Origin of the sequence: Hymenobacter sediminicola (assembly GCF_014250515.1) — a bacterium.
Taxonomy (GTDB): domain Bacteria; phylum Bacteroidota; class Bacteroidia; order Cytophagales; family Hymenobacteraceae; genus Hymenobacter; species Hymenobacter sediminicola.
Genome location: NZ_CP060202.1, coordinates 4,187,738 through 4,209,060, shown reverse-complemented (window position 1 = coordinate 4,209,060; position 21,323 = coordinate 4,187,738). Strand labels below are relative to the sequence as shown.

17 protein-coding genes are annotated in these 21,323 nt (G+C 56.8%); 8 read left to right on the top strand and 9 right to left on the bottom strand.

Annotated elements, in window-relative coordinates; all coding sequences use genetic code 11:
- Positions 1-4: 4 nt before the first annotated feature.
- A complete protein-coding gene (locus H4317_RS17980; RefSeq protein ID WP_185887926.1) occupies positions 5-499 on the top strand; it encodes a lipocalin family protein in 495 nt (164 codons plus the stop codon).
- Positions 500-574: 75 nt separating this feature from the next.
- On the opposite strand, the gene polA is transcribed toward H4317_RS17980, so the two are convergent.
- A complete protein-coding gene (polA, locus tag H4317_RS17975; RefSeq protein WP_185887925.1) occupies positions 575-3,460 on the bottom strand; it encodes a DNA polymerase I in 2,886 nt (961 codons plus the stop codon).
- 144 nt (positions 3,461-3,604) lie between these two features.
- Between polA and H4317_RS17970 the strand changes: the two genes are divergently transcribed.
- The gene (locus tag H4317_RS17970; protein ID WP_185887924.1) at positions 3,605-4,240 is read left to right on the top strand and encodes a DUF1684 domain-containing protein; all 636 of its coding nucleotides are present in this window, start codon (positions 3,605-3,607) and stop codon (positions 4,238-4,240) included.
- Positions 4,241-4,337: 97 nt separating this feature from the next.
- Here the strand turns inward: H4317_RS17970 and H4317_RS17965 are convergent, their stop codons facing one another.
- From H4317_RS17965 to H4317_RS17945, 5 genes are all read right to left on the bottom strand, one after another.
- Entirely contained in the window at positions 4,338-6,761 is a 2,424-nt protein-coding gene (locus H4317_RS17965) for an MG2 domain-containing protein (protein ID WP_185887923.1), read from the bottom strand.
- A 32-nt stretch (positions 6,762-6,793) separates the two neighbouring features.
- The gene (locus H4317_RS17960) at positions 6,794-7,939 is read right to left on the bottom strand and encodes a DUF4249 domain-containing protein (RefSeq protein WP_185887922.1); all 1,146 of its coding nucleotides are present in this window, start codon (positions 7,937-7,939) and stop codon (positions 6,794-6,796) included.
- An 86-nt stretch (positions 7,940-8,025) separates the two neighbouring features.
- Complete coding sequence (locus H4317_RS17955; protein ID WP_185887921.1) at positions 8,026-9,183, bottom strand: DUF4249 domain-containing protein; 1,158 nt, start codon at positions 9,181-9,183, stop codon at positions 8,026-8,028.
- A 3-nt stretch (positions 9,184-9,186) separates the two neighbouring features.
- Entirely contained in the window at positions 9,187-11,961 is a 2,775-nt protein-coding gene (locus H4317_RS17950; RefSeq protein WP_185887920.1) for a TonB-dependent receptor, read from the bottom strand.
- 46 nt (positions 11,962-12,007) lie between these two features.
- Entirely contained in the window at positions 12,008-12,760 is a 753-nt protein-coding gene (locus tag H4317_RS17945; protein ID WP_185887919.1) for a hypothetical protein, read from the bottom strand.
- Positions 12,761-13,180: 420 nt separating this feature from the next.
- On the opposite strand from H4317_RS17945, the gene H4317_RS17940 reads away from it, so the two are divergent.
- Positions 13,181-13,789 carry a 3'-5' exonuclease gene (locus tag H4317_RS17940; RefSeq protein ID WP_185887918.1) on the top strand — a complete coding sequence of 203 codons (609 nt, stop codon included), beginning with the start codon at positions 13,181-13,183 and terminating at the stop codon, positions 13,787-13,789.
- A gap of 48 nt (positions 13,790-13,837) precedes the next feature.
- On the opposite strand, the gene H4317_RS17935 is transcribed toward H4317_RS17940, so the two are convergent.
- From H4317_RS17935 to H4317_RS17925, 3 genes are all read right to left on the bottom strand, one after another.
- Complete coding sequence (locus H4317_RS17935) at positions 13,838-14,677, bottom strand: TPM domain-containing protein (protein WP_185887917.1); 840 nt, start codon at positions 14,675-14,677, stop codon at positions 13,838-13,840.
- Positions 14,674-15,129 carry a TPM domain-containing protein gene (locus tag H4317_RS17930; protein WP_185887916.1) on the bottom strand — a complete coding sequence of 152 codons (456 nt, stop codon included), beginning with the start codon at positions 15,127-15,129 and terminating at the stop codon, positions 14,674-14,676. The genes H4317_RS17935 and H4317_RS17930 overlap by 4 nt, the downstream gene beginning before the upstream one ends.
- A gap of 92 nt (positions 15,130-15,221) precedes the next feature.
- On the bottom strand, positions 15,222-15,800 hold the full coding sequence (locus H4317_RS17925) for a LemA family protein (RefSeq protein ID WP_185887915.1): 579 nt from the start codon (positions 15,798-15,800) through the stop codon (positions 15,222-15,224).
- Between the two features lie 208 nt (positions 15,801-16,008).
- On the opposite strand from H4317_RS17925, the gene H4317_RS17920 reads away from it, so the two are divergent.
- From H4317_RS17920 to H4317_RS17900, 5 genes are all read left to right on the top strand, one after another.
- Positions 16,009-17,010 carry a sugar phosphate nucleotidyltransferase gene (locus H4317_RS17920; RefSeq protein ID WP_185887914.1) on the top strand — a complete coding sequence of 334 codons (1,002 nt, stop codon included), beginning with the start codon at positions 16,009-16,011 and terminating at the stop codon, positions 17,008-17,010.
- 190 nt (positions 17,011-17,200) lie between these two features.
- On the top strand, positions 17,201-18,583 hold the full coding sequence (locus H4317_RS17915) for a hypothetical protein (protein WP_185887913.1): 1,383 nt from the start codon (positions 17,201-17,203) through the stop codon (positions 18,581-18,583).
- A gap of 177 nt (positions 18,584-18,760) precedes the next feature.
- Complete coding sequence (locus H4317_RS17910) at positions 18,761-19,153, top strand: hypothetical protein (RefSeq protein ID WP_185887912.1); 393 nt, start codon at positions 18,761-18,763, stop codon at positions 19,151-19,153.
- A gap of 99 nt (positions 19,154-19,252) precedes the next feature.
- The gene (locus H4317_RS17905) at positions 19,253-20,701 is read left to right on the top strand and encodes a hypothetical protein (protein WP_185887911.1); all 1,449 of its coding nucleotides are present in this window, start codon (positions 19,253-19,255) and stop codon (positions 20,699-20,701) included.
- A 199-nt stretch (positions 20,702-20,900) separates the two neighbouring features.
- Positions 20,901-21,281 (top strand): hypothetical protein, encoded by a 381-nt coding sequence (locus tag H4317_RS17900; RefSeq protein ID WP_185887910.1) that lies wholly within the window; start codon positions 20,901-20,903, stop codon positions 21,279-21,281.
- Positions 21,282-21,323: the final 42 nt, after the last annotated feature.

Here is a 21,323-nt window from a genome sequence, read left to right as displayed (position 1 = left end):
GCATATGCTAATCACTAAAACCAGTATCCGGCTTGCATTACTGATAGGCCTGAGTGCTTGCTCCGAAAAGGAAACCGTACTTAACCAACGCGAAACGTGGCTTTCAACGGGGGGCTGGCAGATGACCAACTACACGTATCACACCCGCGCGGCGGCTGGCGGCACCCCCATACAATTTGAGTTTATAACCGGACGGGCATGCGAAGCAGATGATCTGTACCGATTCGAGGCGACTAACAAGCTGCAGTGGGATAAAAACGGCACCTTGTGCCCCACCTCCCAGCCTCCTCTGACAGAGTGGGGAACTTGGCAACTCTTGAACAGTGATACCAAGCTAGCTATTGACCACCAGGGAACCGTTCAATTTCCTTATACCGGGTCAGTTGCGGATCCCTTGGATATCGTGGAGCTTACTTCCGAAACCATGGTGCTAAGAACAGCCGACATCCAGGCCGGGGATTCGGTAGTAGCCTATACCTATCGGTTTATTAAGCCGTAATTCCGAAGCACATAAAAGCCGCCTCTGTACTACTGCAGTTCAGAGGCGGCGTTTTTACGATAATACAGGGCGTCATCAGTGCGCCTGCAGCCAGTTCTGGCCGGTGCCGACTTCCACTTCCAGCGGCACGCCGTGGGGCAGCAGCAGGGCAGTAGCCATTAGCTCCTTGATTTTGGGCGTGATGTAGGCCACTTCCTCCTGCACCGCATCGAACACCAGTTCGTCGTGCACCTGCAGAATCATTCTGGTGCCGAGCTTTTCCTGGCGCAGCCACTCGTGGATGTTGATCATGGCCTTCTTGATGATATCGGCCGCGGTGCCCTGGATGGGGGCGTTGATGGCGTTGCGCTCGGTGTAGCCGCGCAGCGTGGCGTTGCGCGAGTTGATGTCGCGCAGGTAGCGGCGGCGGCCCAGCAGGGTAGTGGCGTACTCCAGCTCCCGGGCCTTGTTGATGCTGTCGTCCATAAACTGCTTCACCGACGAAAACTCCTCGAAATAGGTGTCAATGATGTCGGTGGCTTCCTTGCGCGAAATACCGATGCGCTGGGCCAGCCCGAAGGCCGAAATGCCGTAAATGATACCGAAATTGACGGTTTTGGCCTTGCGGCGCATTTCGCTGTCTACTTCGTTCAGCGGCACTTTGAACACCTTGCTGGCGGTGCTGGTATGAATGTCTAGGCCCTGGCGGAAGGCTTCAATCATCGTTTTATCACCCGAGAAGTCGGCCATGATTCGTAGCTCCACCTGCGAGTAGTCGGCGGCTAGCAGCACGTGGCTGGCGTCGCGGGGCACGAAGGCCTTGCGGATTTCGCGGCCCTTTTCGGTGCGGATGGGAATGTTCTGCAGGTTGGGGTTGGTGCTGCTGAGGCGGCCAGTGGCTGTCACGGCCTGGTTGAAGCTGGTGTGCACGCGGCCATCCAGCTCGCACACTAGCTGGGGCAGGGCCTCCACGTAGGTGCTGCGCAGCTTGCTAAGCTGGCGGTATTCCAGAATGAGGGCGGCAATGGGGTTTTCGGCGGCCAGCTGGCTCAGGATTTCCTCGCCGGTGGCGTACTGGCCGGTCTTGGTTTTCTTGATCTTGCCTTTGCCGATGTCCATTTTATCGAACAGCACTTCGCCCAGTTGCTTCGGCGAGCCAATGTTGAACTCCTGGCCGGCCTCTGAAAAAATCTGCTTCTCGATGTCGACGATGTAGCCCTGCAGCTCGGCCGAGTATTCGCCCATAGCCGAGGAGTCGATTTTCACGCCTTCGTACTCGATGTCGGCCAGCACCGGCACCAGCGGGTTTTCCACCTCGTTGAGCAAGTCCAGCAAGCCCACTTCCTTCAGCAGCGGCTCGAATACGTGCTTGAGTTGCAGCGTCACGTCGGCATCTTCGCAGGCGTAGTCCGATACCTCGGCCGGGGGCAGGTCGGCCATGGTTTTCTGGTTTTTGCCTTTGGGGCCGATAAGCGCCGTGATGGGCACCGGCGTGTAGTGCAGGTAGGTTTCGGCCAGCACATCCATGCCGTGGCGCATATCGGGCTCCAGCAGATAGTGGGCTAGCATGGTATCAAACAACGGCCCGTTGATGGTGACCTTATAGTGTTTGAGGATGGTAAGGTCGTACTTGATGTTCTGGCCGATTTTGAGAATATGCGCGGCCTCAAAAAACGGGCAGAACTCATCAATCAGGGCTTGGGCGGCGGCGTGGTCGTCGTGCGGCACGGGCACATAATACGCCTCGCCCGGCAGCCAGCAGAAGGAGAGGCCCACCAGCCGCGCCGTCATGGTGTCGAGGCCGGTTGTCTCCGTGTCGAAGCTGACCTCGGTTTGCTGTAGCAGAAACTCCAGCAATGACTTGCGCAGCTCGGGCGTGTCGATGAGGTGGTACTGGTGCGGCACGTCGGCCAGCGTGCGGCGCGGGCCAGCTGGCGCGCCAAACGAGCCGGTTTCTCCTTCTTCAGCACCAATGGCTACCGCCGCATCCGCCGATGAACCAAACAAACTGCCCTGACCTTCAGCCGTTTTGGGGCGGCGGGCCCCACGCCCAACTGGCGCCGCACTCACACCGGCCGGGCTGCCGCCGCCCAGCACGCGGGCAGCCAGTTGCCGGAATTCCAGCTCATCGAACAGCTGGCGCAACGCCTCGGCATCGGGCTGGTCTAGCACCAGCTTTTCGGCCTCAAACTCGATGGGAACATCTAGGTGGATGGTGGCTAGCTCCTTGCTCATCAGGCCCTGCTCGGCGAAGTTGCGCACGTTTTCCTGCTGCTTGCCTTTGAGCTGGTCCACATTGGCAATCAGGTTTTCCACCGAGCCATACTTCTGGATCAGTGTTTTAGCCGTCTTTTCGCCGATGCCCGGAATGCCCGGAATGTTGTCGGAGGCGTCGCCCTGGAGTCCCAAAATGTCAATCACCTGCTCCGGCCGCTCAATCTCGAAGCGCTGCAGCACGTGCGCCACGTCCAGAATTTCGGCGGCGTTGCCCATGAAGGCTGGTCGGTAGATTTTGATGCAGTCCGTGACGAGCTGGCAGTAGTCCTTGTCGGGCGTCATCATGAACACCTCCCCGAAACCCTGGGCCTCGGCGCGGCGGGCCAGCGTGCCAATTACGTCGTCGGCCTCGTACCCTTCCACCATCAGAATAGGAATGTGGAAGGCCTTAATTATCTGCTTGATGTAGGGGATGGCCAAGCCGATATCCTCGGGCATAGCCTGGCGTTGAGCTTTGTATTCGGCGTACTGCTCGTGGCGGAACGTCTTTTTAGCGGCATCAAACGCTACACCAATATGCGTGGGCTTTTCCTTCTGCAACACCTCTACCAGCGTGTTGGTGAAGCCCAAGATGGCTCCAGTATTGAGTCCCTTGGAGTTCACGCGCGGGTTCTTGCTGAACGCAAAGTGGGCACGGTAAATCAGGGCAAAAGCGTCGAGCAGGAAAAGCTTGTGAGGCTGGGCAGCGGAGGCGTCAGGAGTCATAGAGCGAAGGTACGGAAGGCAACGGGGCCATACCAGCACAACTAGCAGCCCATTGCAGGTGTTACGGAAGTTCCGTGGTGGCTGCTGATGCAGAAACGAAAATCTATGCTGCAGACACTCCTGCTTTGTAGTTTCTTTGCGTTTATGGTTCTCTTTTCACGCCTACTAGCCGGTCTATTGCTGCTGGCTGCTCCAGCGGCGCTGGCCCAGACCACCCTGCCGCGCCCCACCGAAGCCGAACATGCGCAGTCCGTCACTGCTTTCCAGCAGGAGTTGAACGCCGATTACCGCAACCCGGCCGAGTCGCCGTTGTCGGAGAAGCAGCGGGCTACATTCAGCGGCCTGCCGTTCTTCCCAACTAACTACACGGTCTGCGTGGTGGCGCGGTTTGAGGCCGACTCACTGGGGGCACCGTTTCCAATGCAGACCAGCACCGCCCGCCGCCCGCTCTACCGTAAGTATGGCGTGGTGCATTTCACGCTCGAAGACAAGCCACAGCAGCTCACGGTGTACCAAAGCATGGACCTGCAGCGCGACCCAAAGTACCGCGACTACCTGTTTGTGCCCTTCACCGACCGCACCAACGGCCACGGTAGCTACGGCGGCGGCCGCTACATTGATTTGCGCCGGGGGCAGATAGTGGCCGGCCAACTGATACTGGATTTCAACCGCACTTACAACCCATATTGCGCTTACAGCCCGCGCTATTCCTGTCCGGTACCCCCAACCGAAAATCGGTTGCCCGTACCTATTGCTGCCGGCGTGATGAGCGACCATTAGGTCTTTCGCCTGTGATAAGCAGTATAAGCGCAAAAGCCGCTACCTGATATGATTCAGGTAGCGGCTTTTGCTTATAAGTCCGGCTTACCGGTCGGTTTTACAGGGCCTGCTTTACTTCAAAAGTGAAGCTGGTGCTACCGGCCAAGCCTGTATCCGAAAGGCCTTGCACCACTACTAGGTAGCGGCCTGCCTGGTCGCCGGTATAGAACTCGAGCGTGCTGGGTGCACCAGCCGTGGTGTTGATTTCAGGGTTCCAGTAGAGCAGATTGCGCATATCGGGCAGACGGCTTTGCTTTTCCTGGGCTGTTTCGTAGCGCGGTGCATAAAACTCACGCTGCAGTTGCAGGCCTTCGTATTGCTGCACCAGCACCTGCGGAGCCAGTTGAAATCCTTCCAGGTCGCCTTTGTAGGTAGTGAAGCTTACAACCCCCTTATACATAGCTGCGCCGTGGAAATAGCGGGCATCAATGACTTCCAGCTTCTGAATCTTGAGCGGATTCATGGCCATTATCTTATTGATGTTGAACACGGGTACACCATCTAGCAGCACCATGGGATTGTCCGAGAATATCGTTTTGTTCAGCTTGTCGGCCACCAGAAAGTGGAAGCCGTCTTTGCGGATGCGCACGACTACGCCCGGCACATACTCGCGCAACACTTCTTCCATCACCTTGAACCGGGTGTATTTGTCCAGCAGATACGACTCATCAGGTTTGCCATAGAAAGCTAGGCTGTCGGCGCGAGGAACCACATACCGGTTGCGGTATTTGCTGTAGTACACGTTCTGCACCTGCGTCTGCACGTGCCGCCTCGTGTAGTCAGGCTGGAAGCTGGTGTTGAGGGCGAAAGCAGGAACCGTTGCTGATGCAAAACGCGTGGAGAAAGGACTCAGGAGCGTGATACGGCAGGTGCTGTCCTGCTGCGGGTCGGTTTGCAGCACCAAATCCTGGGTGCCGTAGAAGTGGTTCATCTCAAACTGCACGATGCCGTTGTCGTCGCTGCGCGAGTTGCTCAGACGAATAATGCGGCTCGGCGACGACAAAAAGGCAATAACGCCCGTGCGGGGCTGGTCGCTGCCGGGGTGCGTGAGCCGCGCCTGCACCAACGGCCCGACTGGCTCCGGCAGGTGAGCAAAAGGCGCCGGGGCCAAGACCTGCTCCCAGCGGAATCGGCTCCAGCCCTGGGTCAGCATCAGATTGTCGGAGGCTTCCGCCGCTTCCGGTCCGGTTGCCATAAGGTAGTACTCCGGATTCTCAATTGTACCGCGCAGATCAGACGTCAGGCCCAGATAGTGGCCGATGGAAGCGGCTGAGCCCGAATTGAGCGAGTCCATCCGGTAGACCGCCATGGATAGATTGGCGCTCAATGCCTGCGTCTGCTGGTCGGTGGTTGACAGTTGCAGGCTCACTTTATCACGAACCGTGTACTGCGTCTTCTCGGGGCGGGCGGCAATGGCTAGGCGGCGGGCAGTAGGTTGGAAATACAGCCGCTCGCAGACCGGTTTCTGGTCAGCAGTGAATAGAGTGAAGTGCGAAATGCCTTCCAGCAGTTGCTTTCGGTCGATGGCTAGTGCCGCGTGCCCATTCAGCAGCTGCAACCGGCTGGCTACGGCCGTTTTCTGCCGTGAGTGTGCCAGCAGATACACGGTTTCTGGCTGTGTGCTGGTCGCATCTACACTTAGCATCAGTTGGTCGGGGCCGGAAGGCTGCAGGCGCATCACGTAGCCCTGTTCATACACTTGTGGCAGCTTGCGAGTAACTGTCTGATTTTTATTCAGGGTGAGGACGGCCGTGTACGCTCCGGTGCCTGCTGCAGCGGGCGTAAATGTGAAGCTGCCCATACCGAACCGGAGTGTTTTAAATGTCGCAACCACGGCGCCCTGCGCATTCAGCACTTTGCCTTCCGCCGCTATGCCTTTGCCTGCTCTGTCCGTCACCTTGAAGCCTACTTTGCTGCTGAGGCCTTTAACCAGATTGCCACCTTCCGGGAAAAAACGAGCATCAACCGAAGCCGAATCCTTGGCGGGAGCGGCCCCTGAAACGGTGAAGGTGTTGATTATCGTAACGGCGCTGCTGAAGTAGGTTTCCGGGCTGAAATTCTTCATCCAGCTGGTGTAGGCACGCACCGTGTAGCTGCCGGAGGCAAGAGCACCGGGCAGCGCGAAAGAACCGGCCCCATGCGCGTTTTTCAAGGACACTTTGCCCTGCAGCACCGGTTGGTTTTTGGCATCCAGCACTTCTACATACGCCACGCTGCTCAGTTCGAGCGGTTTGGAATAGGTGCCATCTACAGCATACACCTTAAACCACATGGTTTCACCGCTCAGGTACAAAGGCCGGTCGAGGTGCAGAAACAGCTTTTCATACGGACCTTTCTGCTGATAGCGGCTCAGCTTGCTGGCAATGCCGCCCAATGAGTCCTGCTGGGCCAAGGCCGAGCCAGTGGCCAGCAGCCACAACGCAAGCAGCAGGATCAGCCGGGGGCCAGGGGCGAAAAAAGATACTGCAGTAGAGCGAGTCATCTGATAGGGTATACGCGCGAGAAACATAGAAATTATGGCCAGAAGCTGGGCTTTACTGAGGTGCCGCGCAGGCGGCAGTCCACACAGTCAAGTCCTGTGGCCAGATAGCCCTTGCCCGGAATTTCGTAGAGGGGAATGTTGAGCTTGTAGTTGAAGGTGCCACGTACGTCTTTGTACTCAACCGTGTCGGGAGGAATACAGATGTCGTAGCCAGTGGACACGCGCCAGTAGTTGGGCAGCTGGGCACGGCGGATGAAAATGCGCTTTTGCTGCACAGAGTAAGCCCCCACATACCCCATGGCCAGCTCCGACTCATCCGTCAGGCAACGAACATTACCGGTTATCTGGCTAGGGAGCGGGTCGAACAGAGTACCGATATTCTCGGTGTTTTTCTTGAGCATTTCCCAATACCGGTACTCTTCCTGCGTCTGGGCGTATTGCCGGACCAAAATGCTGTAAGTATGCCGCAGGCGTTCGGAAGTAGCGGGGTAGGAGCGCAGAGAGTATTTCGATACTATGTCCTGGCTGAGATTAGTCGTTTTGGTAAGGTCGATGGCCGTTGAGTTCTGATTGCCCCAGCAGATCCGTGGGTAAGGAGTGGTGAGGGGCCGAAACGTGTTATTGACGTATTCTAGCAGTGGAGTAAGCAACGGAACAATTTCCCAGGTCTCGTCATAGTCCCAGCGGTAGTACTGCGTGTTATTCGTCTCGTCGTGGGTATTTACCTGAATGTCCAGTCCGCTACTGCTAGCAGTCCATGTTACACTGTCGATGGGCGGCGTATTCTTGACGGGCACGTACTCGGAGGCATATTGCTTACCATCCTGCGTGACGATATGCAGCCGGTACTTGCGGGCAGTGTTCAGCACTGTGCTGGAGGAAGTGTAGGTGCCGGCGGGCGCTTCTTGGAGCGGAATGCGCGGGCCGGCTTCCTGCTCGATGGCGACGGAGGCACGCGCTTCCACGGGTGGGGCCGTGCGCGTGTCGATGCCGTAGGTGCGCGAGAGTTTGATGGTCGTCACGCCCTGGCTGTTGAGAAAGCCATCCACGACCAAATAGTTGGGCGGCCCGCTCAGCCCGTCGGGCATGTACGGGTCAATGCAGCCGGGCAGCAGCAACAGCAACGCGCCGCAACAGAGCACGACCAGCCGGAGCGGAAGAGAGAGAAAACGTATCATGTGTAAGTGGAGAACAGAAGATATAAGACTAGGTAAGTAGATGGGGTAATGGAGTGGTAGTACTTCGGACGCTTGGGAAGAACTCGTTATTGCCAAAAGCTGGGACGAACTGCTGTGCCACGCTTGCGGCAGTCAGCGCACTCAACGCTGGTGGAAGAATAGCCACGCAGCGGCCCCATTGCCGAAAACACCGGTTCAATCGGGACGGTCGTTTTGGTCCTGAACGTAACGTGTATATTCTTCAGCTCCACCGTGTCGGGCGGAAGACAATTCTCATAGCCGGTGATGTAGGGCCATTGCCTGGGCAATTCTATCCGGCTGATGAAAATCCGCTTTTCCTGCACCGAATATGCCCCGATATAGCCCAGCGCTTTTTCCTGGCTGTCATTCAGGCACTGGATATTGCCGGTGAGCTGTGAAGGCAGCGGGTCAAACAGGCTGCCGATGCTTTCGGTATTCTTCCGCAGAAGCTCCCAGTACTCGTATTCCTCCTTGGTTTGGGCATATTGCTTGACCAGAATGCTGTACTTGTGACGCAACCGCTCAGACGTTGGCGGATATGACTGTAGCTGAAAGTTGGCTACCCGGTCCTGGCTCAGGCCCACTGTTTTGGTGAGCCGAATAGCCGAGGACGAAGTGCTGCCCCAGCACAGCGTAGGATATGGCACCGCAATAAGTCGAATGTCGTCGACGTGGTACTCATACTGAGGGAAGATAACCGGAACGATTTCCCAGGTCTCGTCATAGTCCCAGCGGTAGTACTGAGTGTTGTTCGCATCGTCGTGGCTGTTGACGTAAATCTTGAGGCCGTCGACGCTGGTTTTCCACGTCACGCTGTCAATAGCGGGAGTGACTTTGACCGACGTGTAATCGGAGGCATACTCCTTCCCATCAGCCGTAAAAATATGCAGCCGGTACCGGGAGGCACTGTTGAGTAGAAGCTGCGGCGACTTATATGTGCCGGCGGGCGCTTCTAGGAGCGGAATGCGTGGGCCGGCTTCCTGCTCGATGGCGACGGAGGCACGCGCTTCCACGGGCGGGGCCGTGCGCGTGTCGATGCCGTAGGTGCGCGAGAGTTTGATGGTCGTCACGCCCTGGCTGTTGAGAAAGCCATCCACGACCAAATAGTTGGGCGGCCCACTTAGCCCGTCGGGCATGTACGGGTCAATGCAGCCGGGCAGCAGCAGCAGCAACGCTCCGCAACAGAGCACGACCAGCCGGGAGAAAAAGGCGGAGGCACGCATCAGCTAGAATTTGAAATTGTAGGTGACGGTTGGTATCGGCTGGCCAAAGATGGACAGCTTATATCCCTTGATCTGGCCGTTTTCCGACTTGAAGTAGATGGAATACGGGTTCCGGCGACCAGTCAGGTTGTACACGCCTATGGTCCAAGAGCTGTGCGCCAGCTTTTTAACCTTGTGGCTGCCTTCAATGTTCAGGGCCAAGTCGGCGCGCAGATAGTCCGGCACGCGGTAGGCGTTGCGGTCGGAGTAGTACACGCGCATAGAGTTGCCCACGTAGTACTTGGCCAGCGGCAGCGTGATAGGGCGGCCGGTGCTGTAGGTGAAGTTGAGCGACGAGCTGAAGCGGCGGCTGAAACGGTAATTGCCGATGAGCGTGAAATCGTGGGGCTTGTCGAAGTTGCTGGGGTAGTAGTTGCCGCCATTCACCTGGTCGGAAGGAGTGCCGGCATTCACCTGCACCAGCGAGCGGGAGTAGGTGTAGCTCACCCAGCCATTTATTTTGCCCGTCAGCTTCTTCACCAGCACCTCCACGCCATAGGCTTTGCCCCGTGCGTTTACAATGTCGGTTTCGATGTGGTGATTCAGGATCAGCGTAGCGCCGCTTTTGTAGTCCACAAAGTCGTAGAGCGTCTTGTAGTAGGTTTCCACGGAAGCCTCAATGGTGTTCGACTTCAGGTTGCGGTAGTAGCCAATAGAGTACTGGTCGCCTACCTGCGGCCGGATATTGTAGTCGCTGAGTTTCCAGATGTCCGTGGGGGAAACGGAAGCCGTGTTGGAGAGCTGATGAATGTACTGGCGCGTACGGTTGTAGCTGGCCTTCACCGAGGAGTTGTCGCTGAGCGAGTAGCGCGCCGAAACCCGGTATTCGGGGCCGTGGTAGGTAGCCAGCACTTTGCCGGAGGCGTAGCGCACCGTGTCGATGATGCTGCTTTCGGTGCGCGAATCGTTGGATGCATAGCGGTACACGTCGCTCGGCCCCAAGGCATTGAAGAGCGAATAGCGCAGCCCCAACGACACCGACAGCCGCTGGTTGATATCAATCCGGTCAGAGAAATACAGGGCGCTTTCCACGGCCTGCTCTTTCTGCAGCACATCCGGCGTTATCAGGGATTCGGCGCCCAGCGGCGTCAGGCTGCCCGGCGCAATGTGGTAGAGCTGCGAGCTGACCCCAAAATCGATGGTATGCCGCGAGTTGGGAAAGTAGCTGAAGTCGGCGCGCACGCTGGTTTGGTTGATGGCATACTTCAGGCGGGAGGCATTCACCTCGTTCTGCTCACTTGTGATGTCGTAGTCGTAGTGGCTATAGGCGCCGGTCAGCACACCATAGAACTGGTTATTGAAGTTGTGGCGCCACTTCAGGCTGGCGGTCTGGTTGAGGTAGCGGTAGGTAGTGTCGCTGGCCAGCCGGAACCGGTCGGTGCTGAGGTAGCCGGTGGCATACACCGAGTTCTTGTCGTTGATTTTGTGGCTGATGTGGGCCGTTACATCATAGAAAGCAGCGGAGCTGTTGCGGAAGCTGCTATTGTTCAGGCGGCGGAGCAGCCAGTCGGAGTAGCTGCTCCGGCCGCTGATAATAAAGGCACTACGGTCCTTCACAATCGGGCCTTCCAGCGTGAGGCGGCTGGTAAGCGGCCCGATACCTCCCGAACCCGAGAACTTCTTCTTGTTGCCTTCGCGCGTCGTGATTTCCAGCACCGACGACAGCCGCCCGCCGTACTTGGCCGGAATGGCGCTTTTATACAGCTCCACGGTCTGGAGAATGTCGGGGTTGAAGGCAGAGAAGAAGCCGAACAAGTGCGACGGATTGTAGATGGTCGCGTCGTTGAACAGAATGAGGTTTTGGTCGGTGGCGCCGCCCCGTACGTTGAGCCCGGTGCTGCTTTCACCCACTGACTTCACGCCCGGCAGAGTCAGTACAACCCGCAGAATATCGGTTTCGCCGAAAGCGGTTGGTACCTGCCGCATCGTCTTGATGTCGAGCTTGTCGAGGCCCATCTGCATGCCCGACACGTTTTTGTCTTTCTCTGCCTCAATTACTACTTCCTTGAGCGGCGTAATATCCTCCTCCACCTCAATTTCCAGCTTCGCGTTGCCGCGCAGAATTACCTGGCGCTTCGTGTTCTTAATGCCCAAGCCACGGACTTTCAGGTCGTAGCGCCCGGTAGGCAGCGTAAGCGAGTAGTAGCCAAACTGGTCGGTGCTGGTGCCAATGCTCGGCGACTCCGAATAGATGGTGGCGCCAATTACCGGCTCACCAGATTTCTGGTCGCGGATGTGGCCAGCCAGCGTGACTTTGCCACCCTCGGCGCCGCCCGTGCCCAACTCATACACCTTGTACTCGGCGGCGCTTACGTAGCGCGAGCGGCCTGCCGTCTGGGTTGTGGTCTGCTCTTCATCGGGCCGGGTAGCCATTGCGTTATCCGAGGAGGCCTGCTGAAAAAAACCGGGCATCAGGCCAGTATCAATGGCGGTGCCTTTCGTGATAAAAACGCGGTTATCCGCATCTATGGCAAAGCGTAGCGCGGTGTTCTGCAGTGCCTGCTGCAGCACGCTGCGTAGCGGCTGCTGCTGCACCTGCAGCGTCACAAACAAGCTGTCTACTACTGTCGGGTCGAAGTAGATGCGGCTGGCCGTCTGCGTTTCCAGCTGGCTGGCAAACTGCTCGAAGGGTACCTGCACGAAGTTGCCGGTTACCAGTTTGTCGGGCTGTTGCCCGTGGCCGGTAAGCGCACAAAGGGATAGGAATAGAAGGAATGCTACCGTGTAAAGACGTTTCATGTAGATAGGATGCAGTGGATAGTCGGGATTCTGAAAAGCAGGCCGGCTACTGCGGCAGGCTGTTGTAGTAGCGCGTCAGCGCCACCAGTGTACCCTCAAACTGGGCTTTGTTTAGCCGGAGGTTCTGGGACTTCATGTAGGCCTGCACTTCCTTGCTTTTATCAGCAAACAGCCGCTTCACTGCCCCCGTCGATTTGATGGGATAATAGGTGTCTCCTTTCTTGGCAAACAGCCGGTCAGTGTGCACAAATTCTACATCCGTGTTCCGTTCCCGCAATACTTCCTGCATGCGCTTCGAGCGCCGGGCAAAGAGCTGCACCCGGCCTTCCTGCAGCACTTCGTAGAATCCGGTGCGCAGCACGCCAGCGTTTGTGCTGTCGGCTACCAGTCGCACAAACTGATGGTTGTCGATGACGAAGCTGCGGACTTTCTCGCTGACCATCCGCAGCATAAACGGATTGGTTACCTGCTGCAGAATCAGTTGGTCGAGCACAGAGTCGTAGGACAGGAGCAAACCCTCAAAATTGTGGTCATTGTAGTACGCGCTGCCTTTTAGCCGGTCCGCCGACTGAAAAAACTGATGACCAATACGCGCGTGGTAAAGCCGGGAGTAGTCGGCATACTCGACTCCGTTATACAGCTGCGGGTGCGCCGAGAAAGAGGCATCGTAGTGCTGCCGGGCGGCGGCTACGGAAGCGGCTACCTCTGCCTCAGGGGCCGACTGGGCCTGTGCCTTGGGGCTGAGGGCGAGGAGAGCTAGGGAAAAGGCAGCAACAGGAAGGAAACCGGGCAGATGCATAGTGCTAGATAAAGCAAGAAAACACGTAATAACGGCAGACGGGCTACTGCATGGGCAGCAGCAGATAGTAGAGAGCAGGAAAGGAGCAGGAACTTGGTTTTTCCTGCGGCCAGTTATTCGGCTAAATATAAGCACCTCCCCCATATTGACGGGCCTATAGGCGGCAAACTGACAATAAGCGTCCGGTGCGCCGTCTATATAGCGCAGAGTAATTGAAGCGGAAAAAGGTTGGTTGCAACCTGACAGAGCAGGGCAAAAAGGTGCAAGAGACTGTCTCAACCGGACGTAAGACACAGCCCACAGGAAAAGGGCCAGCCGTAGTAGCAACCGGAATCTAGGGTCTATTCGGGCTGGTTAGGTTAGCATGCCAGCCCTCAGCAGACTTCAAACCGTGGCCAGCACCGGCCGTACAGTGCAGGCATGCGCTACATATCCCTCGACCTTGAAACCACTGGCGGACGGCCTGCGCGACACCAGATTCTGGAATTGGCCGCTGTGGTAGAAGATACCAAGAAGCTGTTGCCGCTGCCGGAACTGCCCGCATTCCGGCGCGTAGTGCGCCACCCCGAATACGTGGGTACGGCTGGGGCTTTGGCGCTCAATGCCCGGCTGCTACAAGAACTGGCCCGCAAGGAACCGAATCCAGAACTGTGCACACCCGAAGAGCTATTGCCGCAGTTGCGTGAATTCCTGCTGGCGCACGGCTTCCGTCCCGACAAGCACAACTGTGTTACGGTGACAATGGCTGGGAAAAACATTGCCTCTTTTGACTTGGGTTTTCTGCGGGAGCTGCCCGGCTATGGCACAGTGGTGCGCGCCGAACCTGCCATGCTGGATCCAGCAGCCTTTTACCTCAACTGGCGCAAAGACACCCGCCTGCCAACCATGCAAACCTGCAAGGCCCGCGCTGGCTTCGAAGATGATACCGTTGCCCACGAAGCCTTGGCTGATGCGCTGGATGTAGTGCAGCTGTTGCGCCCATTTTATTCGCTGCCCTCATACAAGCAGGTTGCAGGCAGCCCGGAATAAAAAAGGCCCGGATGTATTCCGGGCCTTTTTCTGTCAAATAGGTAGTATTTACCAGTCGCCGGAGGCACCGCCGCCACCGGAACTGCCGCCGCCGAAGCCGCCGAAGCCGCCTCCGCCGCCGCCAAAACCACCGCCCCCGAAGCCACCACCGAAAGTGCCGCGGCCGCCACTGAAGTCGCCGAAGATGATGGGCGGAATCATGCTGCCACCGAAGCCTCGGTTGCGGCGGCCACCTGCTCCGCCACTGCCGCCACCCCGGTTGCGCAAGAGCATAAACAGAACCAGGGCCCCAATAATGAGCCAGAACTGCCAGCCTGAGCCACTGCTGTCGTTACTACGCTGGCGAGTGGTAGTCGTCTGGTCAGCTTTGTATTCGCCTTTGGCCAGCGCAATTAACTGGTCCGTAGCTCTATCGATGCCTTGGTAGTAACGCTGTTCGCGGAACGCGGGCACAATGGTATTGGAAATGATACGCTTGGCCAGCGCGTCTGGAATAGCGCCTTCTAGGCCGTAGCCAGTCTGAATGCGCGCTTTACGCTCCTGCTCGGCAATCAGGATGAGCACTCCGTTGTTGCTGCCCTTTTGCCCGATTCCCCAGCTCTCATACAGCTGCTGCGCAAAATCCGCAATGTCGTAGTCGCCGAGGCTGGGCACGGTTACTACGGCAATCTGCGACGAAGTGGAGTCGTTATAAGCGACTAACTTCTGCTCCAGCGCTGCCACTTCATTGGGCTGCATCATGCCCGCCAAATCGTTGACGATACGTGGGGGCGAAGGGCGGGGCGGAATCTGCTGCGCCCACGCGGCAAACTGCCCCGCCAGCAACAGCAGCACCAGCAGGAGCGGACGAAGCCACACAACCTGCCTCTTAGAAAGTAGCTGGATCATAAGCGCGAGGAAGTGTCGCCGCCAAACGAAATGGAGTCGTCCAGCTCGTTTTTATCGGTGGCGGCATTGTAGGGGAAATAGCGCTTAAGCTGCTCGCCCACCATTCGGATGCCATGTTCCAGACCAGTTGCGTACTTCTCTGACCGAAACTGGTTTAGCACGGTTTCCTTGGTGGTTTCCCAAAAATCGTCGGGTACGGCCGCATTGATACCGGCGTCGCCTATTACGGCAAACTGCCGGCTTTGCCAGGCCAGGTAAAAGAGCACCCCGTTGCGCTGCGCCGTGCGGTGCATGTTCAGATCAGCAAAGACTTGGGCAGCGCGGTCCAGCGGCTCGGGAGTGGGGCAGTGGTCTTCCAAGTGCACCCGGATTTCACCGGAAGTTTTGATTTCAGCCTGCCGGATGGCCTCCACCAGCGCTGCTTCCTGTTCGGAAGTAAGAGGGTTGGTCATGCTTAGTTGTCTGTTTGCAGTTGCCGGTTGTCAGGAGAAAGAACCTGTTTCAGGTACTGGCAACTGACAGCCGGCAACCGACAACCAAAAAATTAGAACTGAACGGTAGGAGCCTTTTGCGAAGCTGCATCAGCCTCGAAATACGGTTTCTCCTTGAAGCCGAACATACCCGCGAAAATGTTGTTCGGGAACGACTTCACGAAGCCGTTATAGTCGTTCGTGACGGTGTTAAACTTGTTACGCTCCACATTGATGCGGTTTTCAGTACCTTCAATCTGGGCCTGTAGCTCCTGGAAGTTAGCGTTGGCCTTCAGCTCCGGATAGTTTTCCGATACGGCCAGCAACCGGCCCAGCCCAGCACCTACTTGGCTTTGGGCTTCCTGAAACTGCTTCAGGTTTTCGGGCGTCAGCTGGTCAGCATTCAGTTGCACGCTGGTGGCCTTGGCACGGGCATTAATAACATCGGTCAGCGTCGACTTCTCGAAGTTAGCAGCCCCTTTAACGGTGTTTACCAGGTTAGGAATCAGGTCGGAGCGACGCTGGTAGGCGCTCTGTACATTGGCCCACTGGGCTTTTACTGACTGGTCGCGGCTGACCATGCCGTTGTAGCCGCAAGACGACTGCGAAAGCAGAATAACCAGGCCGGCGAAGTAGAGCAGAAAACGTTTCATGATTGGTAGGGAGAGGTGAAAAATGAGCTTGGGAAAGGTGAGGTAAGTGAGTAGCAGCATGGCCGCCGCACGTAATACGGCAGACTGGCCAACTCAGCCATATGCTATTTTACTGTGGCAAAGTACGAATTCGGCCCACAGCGGTTGTATCGGCAGCGGCTCCCGCCGCGATTCGCTATTTTGCGGACTTACGCAACGCCTGTTGTTCATGAAAGCAGTAATTCCCGTCGCTGGGATTGGGTCGCGCCTGCGCCCTCATACACATACGCAGCCTAAATCGTTGGTGCCCGTGGCCGGCAACACCATTCTAGGCCACATCATCGACCGGCTCAGTGCAGCTGGTGTCAATGAGTTTGTCTTCATCATTGGCTACCTCGGCGAAAAAATTGAAAACTACATCCGGCGTCAGTACCCGGAGCTGCGCGCCACTTTTGTAGTGCAGGAGCCGCGCGAAGGTATTGCGCATGCGCTGTGGCTGGCCCGTGAGCAGTTCCGCTACGATAAGGAGGGTATCCTGATTCTGCTCGGCGATACTATCGTCGATATTGACCTGCCGGCTATGATGGCCATGCCGGGCAACGTGCTGGCTATAAAGGAAGTAAAAACGCCTTCCCTCTTTGGGCTAGTGGAAACCGGTACCGGTGGTCGGGTGACGAAAGTCGTGGAGAAGCCGCGCATCCCGAAGTCGAACTACGCCATGGTGGGCCTGTACAAGATTGCCAACCCCGACTGGCTGGCTTCCGCCCTGGAGCGCATCATCGACCAGGACCAGCGCACCCACGGCGAGTTCCAGCTGACCGATGCCCTCATGCTCATGATTCAGGACGGGGCCGAAATGACCACGGCCTCGGTAGACAACTGGTTTGACTGCGGCCGCAAAGAGAGTTTGCTCGAAGCCAATGCCCGCCTGCTCAACCGCCCCGAGTTCCTGAAGCGCCGCGAGTTTCCCGAGTTTCCGGATACTATCATCATCCCGCCGGTCAGCATCGGCAAGGACTGCCAGATTTCAGGCTCCATCATCGGCCCAAATGTGGCTATCGGAGACCGAACTATCGTTAAGAATACCATCCTGACTGATTCTATCATCGGTTCCTACAGTGAGTTGCGCTCCGCCGTCATGCACGACTGCATCGTGGGTTCCGACGCGCTGTTCCGCGGCACCCGCCACAGCCTGAATATCGGCGACAACACCGAAATAGACTACAGCTAACCCCAAGTAGTCCGACGAAGGAATAAACGTGCATCGGGCCTTCTGAAGCTAGCATGAGTTTCGTAACAACGATTCGTGCCGCCTCAGAAGGCTCGTTTCGTTATTGGGTACACCTCAGGGAATCAGTTGGCTACAACTTCTCCGCCACAACATGTATCCGGCCGGGGCATATTGTCGTTACTTTAGCCCGATGCGCTACCTCTCCGCCTTTCCCCGCCTACTGCCCGCTTTGGGCCTGACCCTGTTGCTTCTGCCTGGCTGCTACTCCCGTTCCGATATGAAATCGGAGGAAGGAGCCACGGCTACCAGCAAATCAACAACCGAATCGTCTGCAACTGCGCCACCTGAAGAAGTGCCGGTAGCAGGACCAGCTGAAGAAGCTTCTGACGTAGTAAGCGGCACAGCGGCACAGCCGTTGCAGGCCGTAAACGTGTTTCTGGAAGTGTCGGGCTCTATGGAGGGCTTCATGCCCAAAACAGGCGCTAGCGGCGAAAACACCAAGTTTCAGCAGCACGTAGCACAGTTGCTGTCAGAAATAAACCGCACCTCGTCGGCCCGGCAAAAAACGTTTTACCGCATCAAGGAGAAGCCCTACAAAGACACGTACCAGGGTATTTCCGCAACAGTGCGAAGTGGTATTCAGCAGCCGGCTAAAAGCACAGATATCCCGTCGGTGCTGGACACGCTGATGAGCCAGTATTACCAGCCGGGCACCGTAAGCGTGCTGATTTCTGACTTCATCTATTCGCCAAAAAACGCCGGCGCAATTCCCTACATCAAAACCGATATTACCGACGCTCTGACCCGTAGCGGCAGCCGCCCGGACAGAGCCGTATCGGTGTACGGGTACACCTCCGACTTCCGAGGAACCTATTACCCGGCGCTGGTAGCAGCCGGCAAAAAAACCAACTGCTGCGACACCGAAATACCGTATTATATCTGGGTAATTGGCCCCGCTGATGCCGTACGCCGCTTCGATGCCGCGTTGCTGGAGCAGCAACCTTCTAAGCAGGCGCATTTCGGCGTCACGTATCCGCGCCCCGGCTACTCATTACTCAGCAAGTTCCAAAACAAAGGCAGCTGGTACTACGGCGACGCCGGGGCCAGCAAGCGCAACGCTGATGCTTACCGAGTAGTAGCTGTTTCGGATGCCTCGGCTCAGCAGCCCATAGAATTTGTGGTCGGCATGAACCTCGGCCAGCTTCCCAGCCAGTACCGAGAAGTAGCGTATCTCAAGCAGAACCTGATGCTGCAGGGCGTAGACACGGATGCCAAGCTACTCGACGTAACGGCTGCCACCGACCAGACCAAAGCCAGCAGCGGCCCGGAAAGTAAATTCACCCATTTTGCTAAAATCCGCCTGACGAAGCAGCCCAAAGCAGCTCGTCCGCTGGTGCTGAAGCTCCAGGACCAGCGCCCGGCCTGGGTAGCCCAGTGGACCACGAAAAACGACGCCACGCCCGCCTCCAAAACCTTCGCTCTAAGCAGTTTGCTTGACGGATTGGAGCCACAAGTGGACGGCGACAAGCGCCCCATATTTGAGCTGCCGCTTACATTGCAGCCGGGCGAATAGTGTAGCGCAATGCTTCGGCTCTTCGTATACCCGGACGGCTACTCTGGCTTCATTGGCACGATAGTCGTTCATTAGCGTGGCAAAGCAGCAGACATAACCTTATGCTGCGCCCAACAATTTCGTTCTACTCTCTTCGTTCCATGCTTCGCCGGTTACAAACTGGCGCCATCCTTCTCCATGAAAGCACTCTTCCGCTCCATCTACGAACTCATCGGTGCTCCACAACCGCCCGCTGATACGCCCGTTTACCGCGACGTGATATTCCCCAACATTGGCTTGCTCAATCTGGGTATTTCACTGGCAATGGTAGTCGTGTTTTACTACCTGATCAACCGGGCTATGGGTGTAGCCACGTTCAACAAAGGTCGGCACTGGGCTATTTTCCTAGTCCTGAATGGCCTGGTTGCTTTCTTGGTAACCGTATGGCAGACCAGCGCCCAGCAGGTAACAGACCATAGCTACATCTACTGGCTTGCTACCTGGAACGCCATTTTGGGGCTGCTGTGGTTCTTCCTCTTCTCCCTGATTCTGCGCAAAGGCTCGACCAACGCGAGTACCACACCGTTTTAGATTTCGAGAACAGAGAGCGTAGAACAGAGAATCGTTCTACTGCGAGGAAGTCACCTCAGCTAGCTCTCCGTTCCAAGCTCTCAGTCTTCCTTCCAACTCATGGCTAAACTGTTTTTATTCGGCATTGGCGGCACGGGCTCCCGCGTCATTCGCTCGCTCACCATGCTGCTGGCCGCGGGCGTAGAGCTGCCCAACTGCGACCGGGTAGTACCAATCATCATCGACCCCGACGCCCATAACGGCGACATGAACCGTACGGTGCAGTTGCTGCAGAGCTACCAGCAGATTTATAAGCGCCTCGGCCCCCGCGAAGAAGGTTTCTTTAAGACTGATATCAGCACCCTGAGCGGTATTTCGCAGGACGTGAATGGCTCGGTGAAGGATACCTTCATCTTCGACTTCGGCGGCATCAACCAGAGCTTCCGGCAATACCTGAGCTACGATGGCCTCTCTGTTGACTCGAAAGGCTTGGTGGATTTGCTGTTCACCCAGGACAACTTGGAAAGCCCCCTGACCATTGGTTTCCGCGGCTCTCCGAACGTGGGCAGCATTGTGCTGAACAAGCTGGTGGAAAGCCCTGAAATGCGGTTTTTCGCGGATAACTTCCAGGATGGCGACCGGGTATTCTTCGTGTCGAGTATCTTCGGTGGCACAGGTGCGGCGGGTTTCCCGCTCATGCTCAAGAACTTGAAGGACACCAATACGCGCCTCAGCAACGCCCGCTACCTGCGCGACGCGCCCACCGGCGCCGTGACGGTAATGCCCTACTTCGCCCTCCAGAGCGAAGACAACGCCGTTATCGACTCCAACAACTTCCTCACTAAAACCAAGGCGGCGCTCAGCTACTACGAGCACAACCTCCAGGGCCTCGATGCGCTGTACTACCTCGCCGACACGCCCGACACGCCCTACGAAAACCAGCCCGGCGGCACCCAGCAGAAGAATAAGGCCCACGTAATTGAGCTGCTGGCGGCCCTAAGCATCGTGGACTTCATGCGCTACTCGCCGGCCGAGCTACGCACCGGCGGCCCACACTTCCACGAGTATGGCCTACAGGCAGATGCCCCAGAAATCCAGTTCAGCCACCTGCCCGATGAGTCGCGCGAGATTATTGCCAAGCAGCTCACGCAGTTCCTGTACTTCACGCGCTACCACAAGCAGCACCTGCCCACCGACAAAGCGCCCTACGCCGACAACCTGAAGCTGGACTACGCCATGCGCAACGAGCCCATCTTCCGGGAGCTGAACACCTTCCTCCACAGCCCCGACTCCGGCGTAGATCAGTGGCTGCAGGAGCTGGCCCAGAACCGTCGTTCCTTCCGTCCCTTCGATCTGCAGACCGACGACTTCAACGCCATGATTCTCGGCAAGCCAGTCGAAAAGAAGTGGAACGACTTCTTCAACAAAGGCCTCAGCCACAACTACCTCCTCGACAACCTCAACAAAACCGAGAAGTCCATCCAAGAGCCCGACAACTTCCGCAAGATGCTGGAGCTGTTCTATGATGTGACGGATAAGGCGTTTGAGGAGAAGGTGAAGGTGGTATAGTCATAAGACCGGAACGAAAACTCCCCTCCTCAGCTGAGGAGGGGACGTTGTTCAAAAGCGCAACTGGGGTGGTTGAACCCGTTGCTGATGTTGTTTAGTTGCTCCGCTAGGCCAGTATGACAATCGAAAGACCGTCCTGCTGAGCGAAGCCGAAGCATCTCTACCGCTCAATACAGCCCGTTTATTTTCGCCTTCTATTATGAGTGCAAACGAGTATAAGCGTCTGAAAGAGCAAGACAATGTGCTTGATTTTGAAACGCTTAACACGACTCGTAATCTTTTGGAGAAAGCTGGACAGCAGGAATTAGCGCAACACATCACCAAAATCATTGAGAATGGAAGTGTCAGCAAGCCTAGTTTACACAACAACCTGGACCGCTGGACCGGCTTTTATCAAGTCACTCTGACGGATGGAGAAATTGACTTAGTCATTTCTCTCCTTTTGGATAAAGAAGCTGACGCGCTTGATGAGAATTATGAGACAACAGCTGCCGCCTCGTTCTACGCTTCCATGGTGGACAGATGGAATAACTTGATTACCCAACGAAGCGGGAGAGATGCTTCGGCAAGCTCAGCATGACGGCCTAGGCCAGTCAACCACCCCTAACCCCTGCTCATCTGA

Coding starts and splice junctions, on each gene's coding strand:
- H4317_RS17955 (WP_185887921.1), bottom strand. CDS start 9,183: ATGCGTGCCTCCGCCTTTTTCTCCCGGCTGGTCGTGCTCTGTTGCGGA.
- polA (WP_185887925.1), bottom strand. CDS start 3,460: ATGACTCCTGACGCCTCCGCTGCCCAGCCTCACAAGCTTTTCCTGCTC.
- H4317_RS17900 (WP_185887910.1), top strand. CDS start 20,901: ATGAGTGCAAACGAGTATAAGCGTCTGAAAGAGCAAGACAATGTGCTT.
- H4317_RS17915 (WP_185887913.1), top strand. CDS start 17,201: ATGCGCTACCTCTCCGCCTTTCCCCGCCTACTGCCCGCTTTGGGCCTG.
- H4317_RS17950 (WP_185887920.1), bottom strand. CDS start 11,961: ATGAAACGTCTTTACACGGTAGCATTCCTTCTATTCCTATCCCTTTGT.
- H4317_RS17970 (WP_185887924.1), top strand. CDS start 3,605: ATGGTTCTCTTTTCACGCCTACTAGCCGGTCTATTGCTGCTGGCTGCT.
- H4317_RS17965 (WP_185887923.1), bottom strand. CDS start 6,761: ATGACTCGCTCTACTGCAGTATCTTTTTTCGCCCCTGGCCCCCGGCTG.
- H4317_RS17910 (WP_185887912.1), top strand. CDS start 18,761: ATGAAAGCACTCTTCCGCTCCATCTACGAACTCATCGGTGCTCCACAA.
- H4317_RS17980 (WP_185887926.1), top strand. CDS start 5: ATGCTAATCACTAAAACCAGTATCCGGCTTGCATTACTGATAGGCCTG.
- H4317_RS17935 (WP_185887917.1), bottom strand. CDS start 14,677: ATGATCCAGCTACTTTCTAAGAGGCAGGTTGTGTGGCTTCGTCCGCTC.
- H4317_RS17940 (WP_185887918.1), top strand. CDS start 13,181: ATGCGCTACATATCCCTCGACCTTGAAACCACTGGCGGACGGCCTGCG.
- H4317_RS17905 (WP_185887911.1), top strand. CDS start 19,253: ATGGCTAAACTGTTTTTATTCGGCATTGGCGGCACGGGCTCCCGCGTC.
- H4317_RS17920 (WP_185887914.1), top strand. CDS start 16,009: ATGAAAGCAGTAATTCCCGTCGCTGGGATTGGGTCGCGCCTGCGCCCT.
- H4317_RS17960 (WP_185887922.1), bottom strand. CDS start 7,939: ATGATACGTTTTCTCTCTCTTCCGCTCCGGCTGGTCGTGCTCTGTTGC.
- H4317_RS17945 (WP_185887919.1), bottom strand. CDS start 12,760: ATGCATCTGCCCGGTTTCCTTCCTGTTGCTGCCTTTTCCCTAGCTCTC.
- H4317_RS17930 (WP_185887916.1), bottom strand. CDS start 15,129: ATGACCAACCCTCTTACTTCCGAACAGGAAGCAGCGCTGGTGGAGGCC.
- H4317_RS17925 (WP_185887915.1), bottom strand. CDS start 15,800: ATGAAACGTTTTCTGCTCTACTTCGCCGGCCTGGTTATTCTGCTTTCG.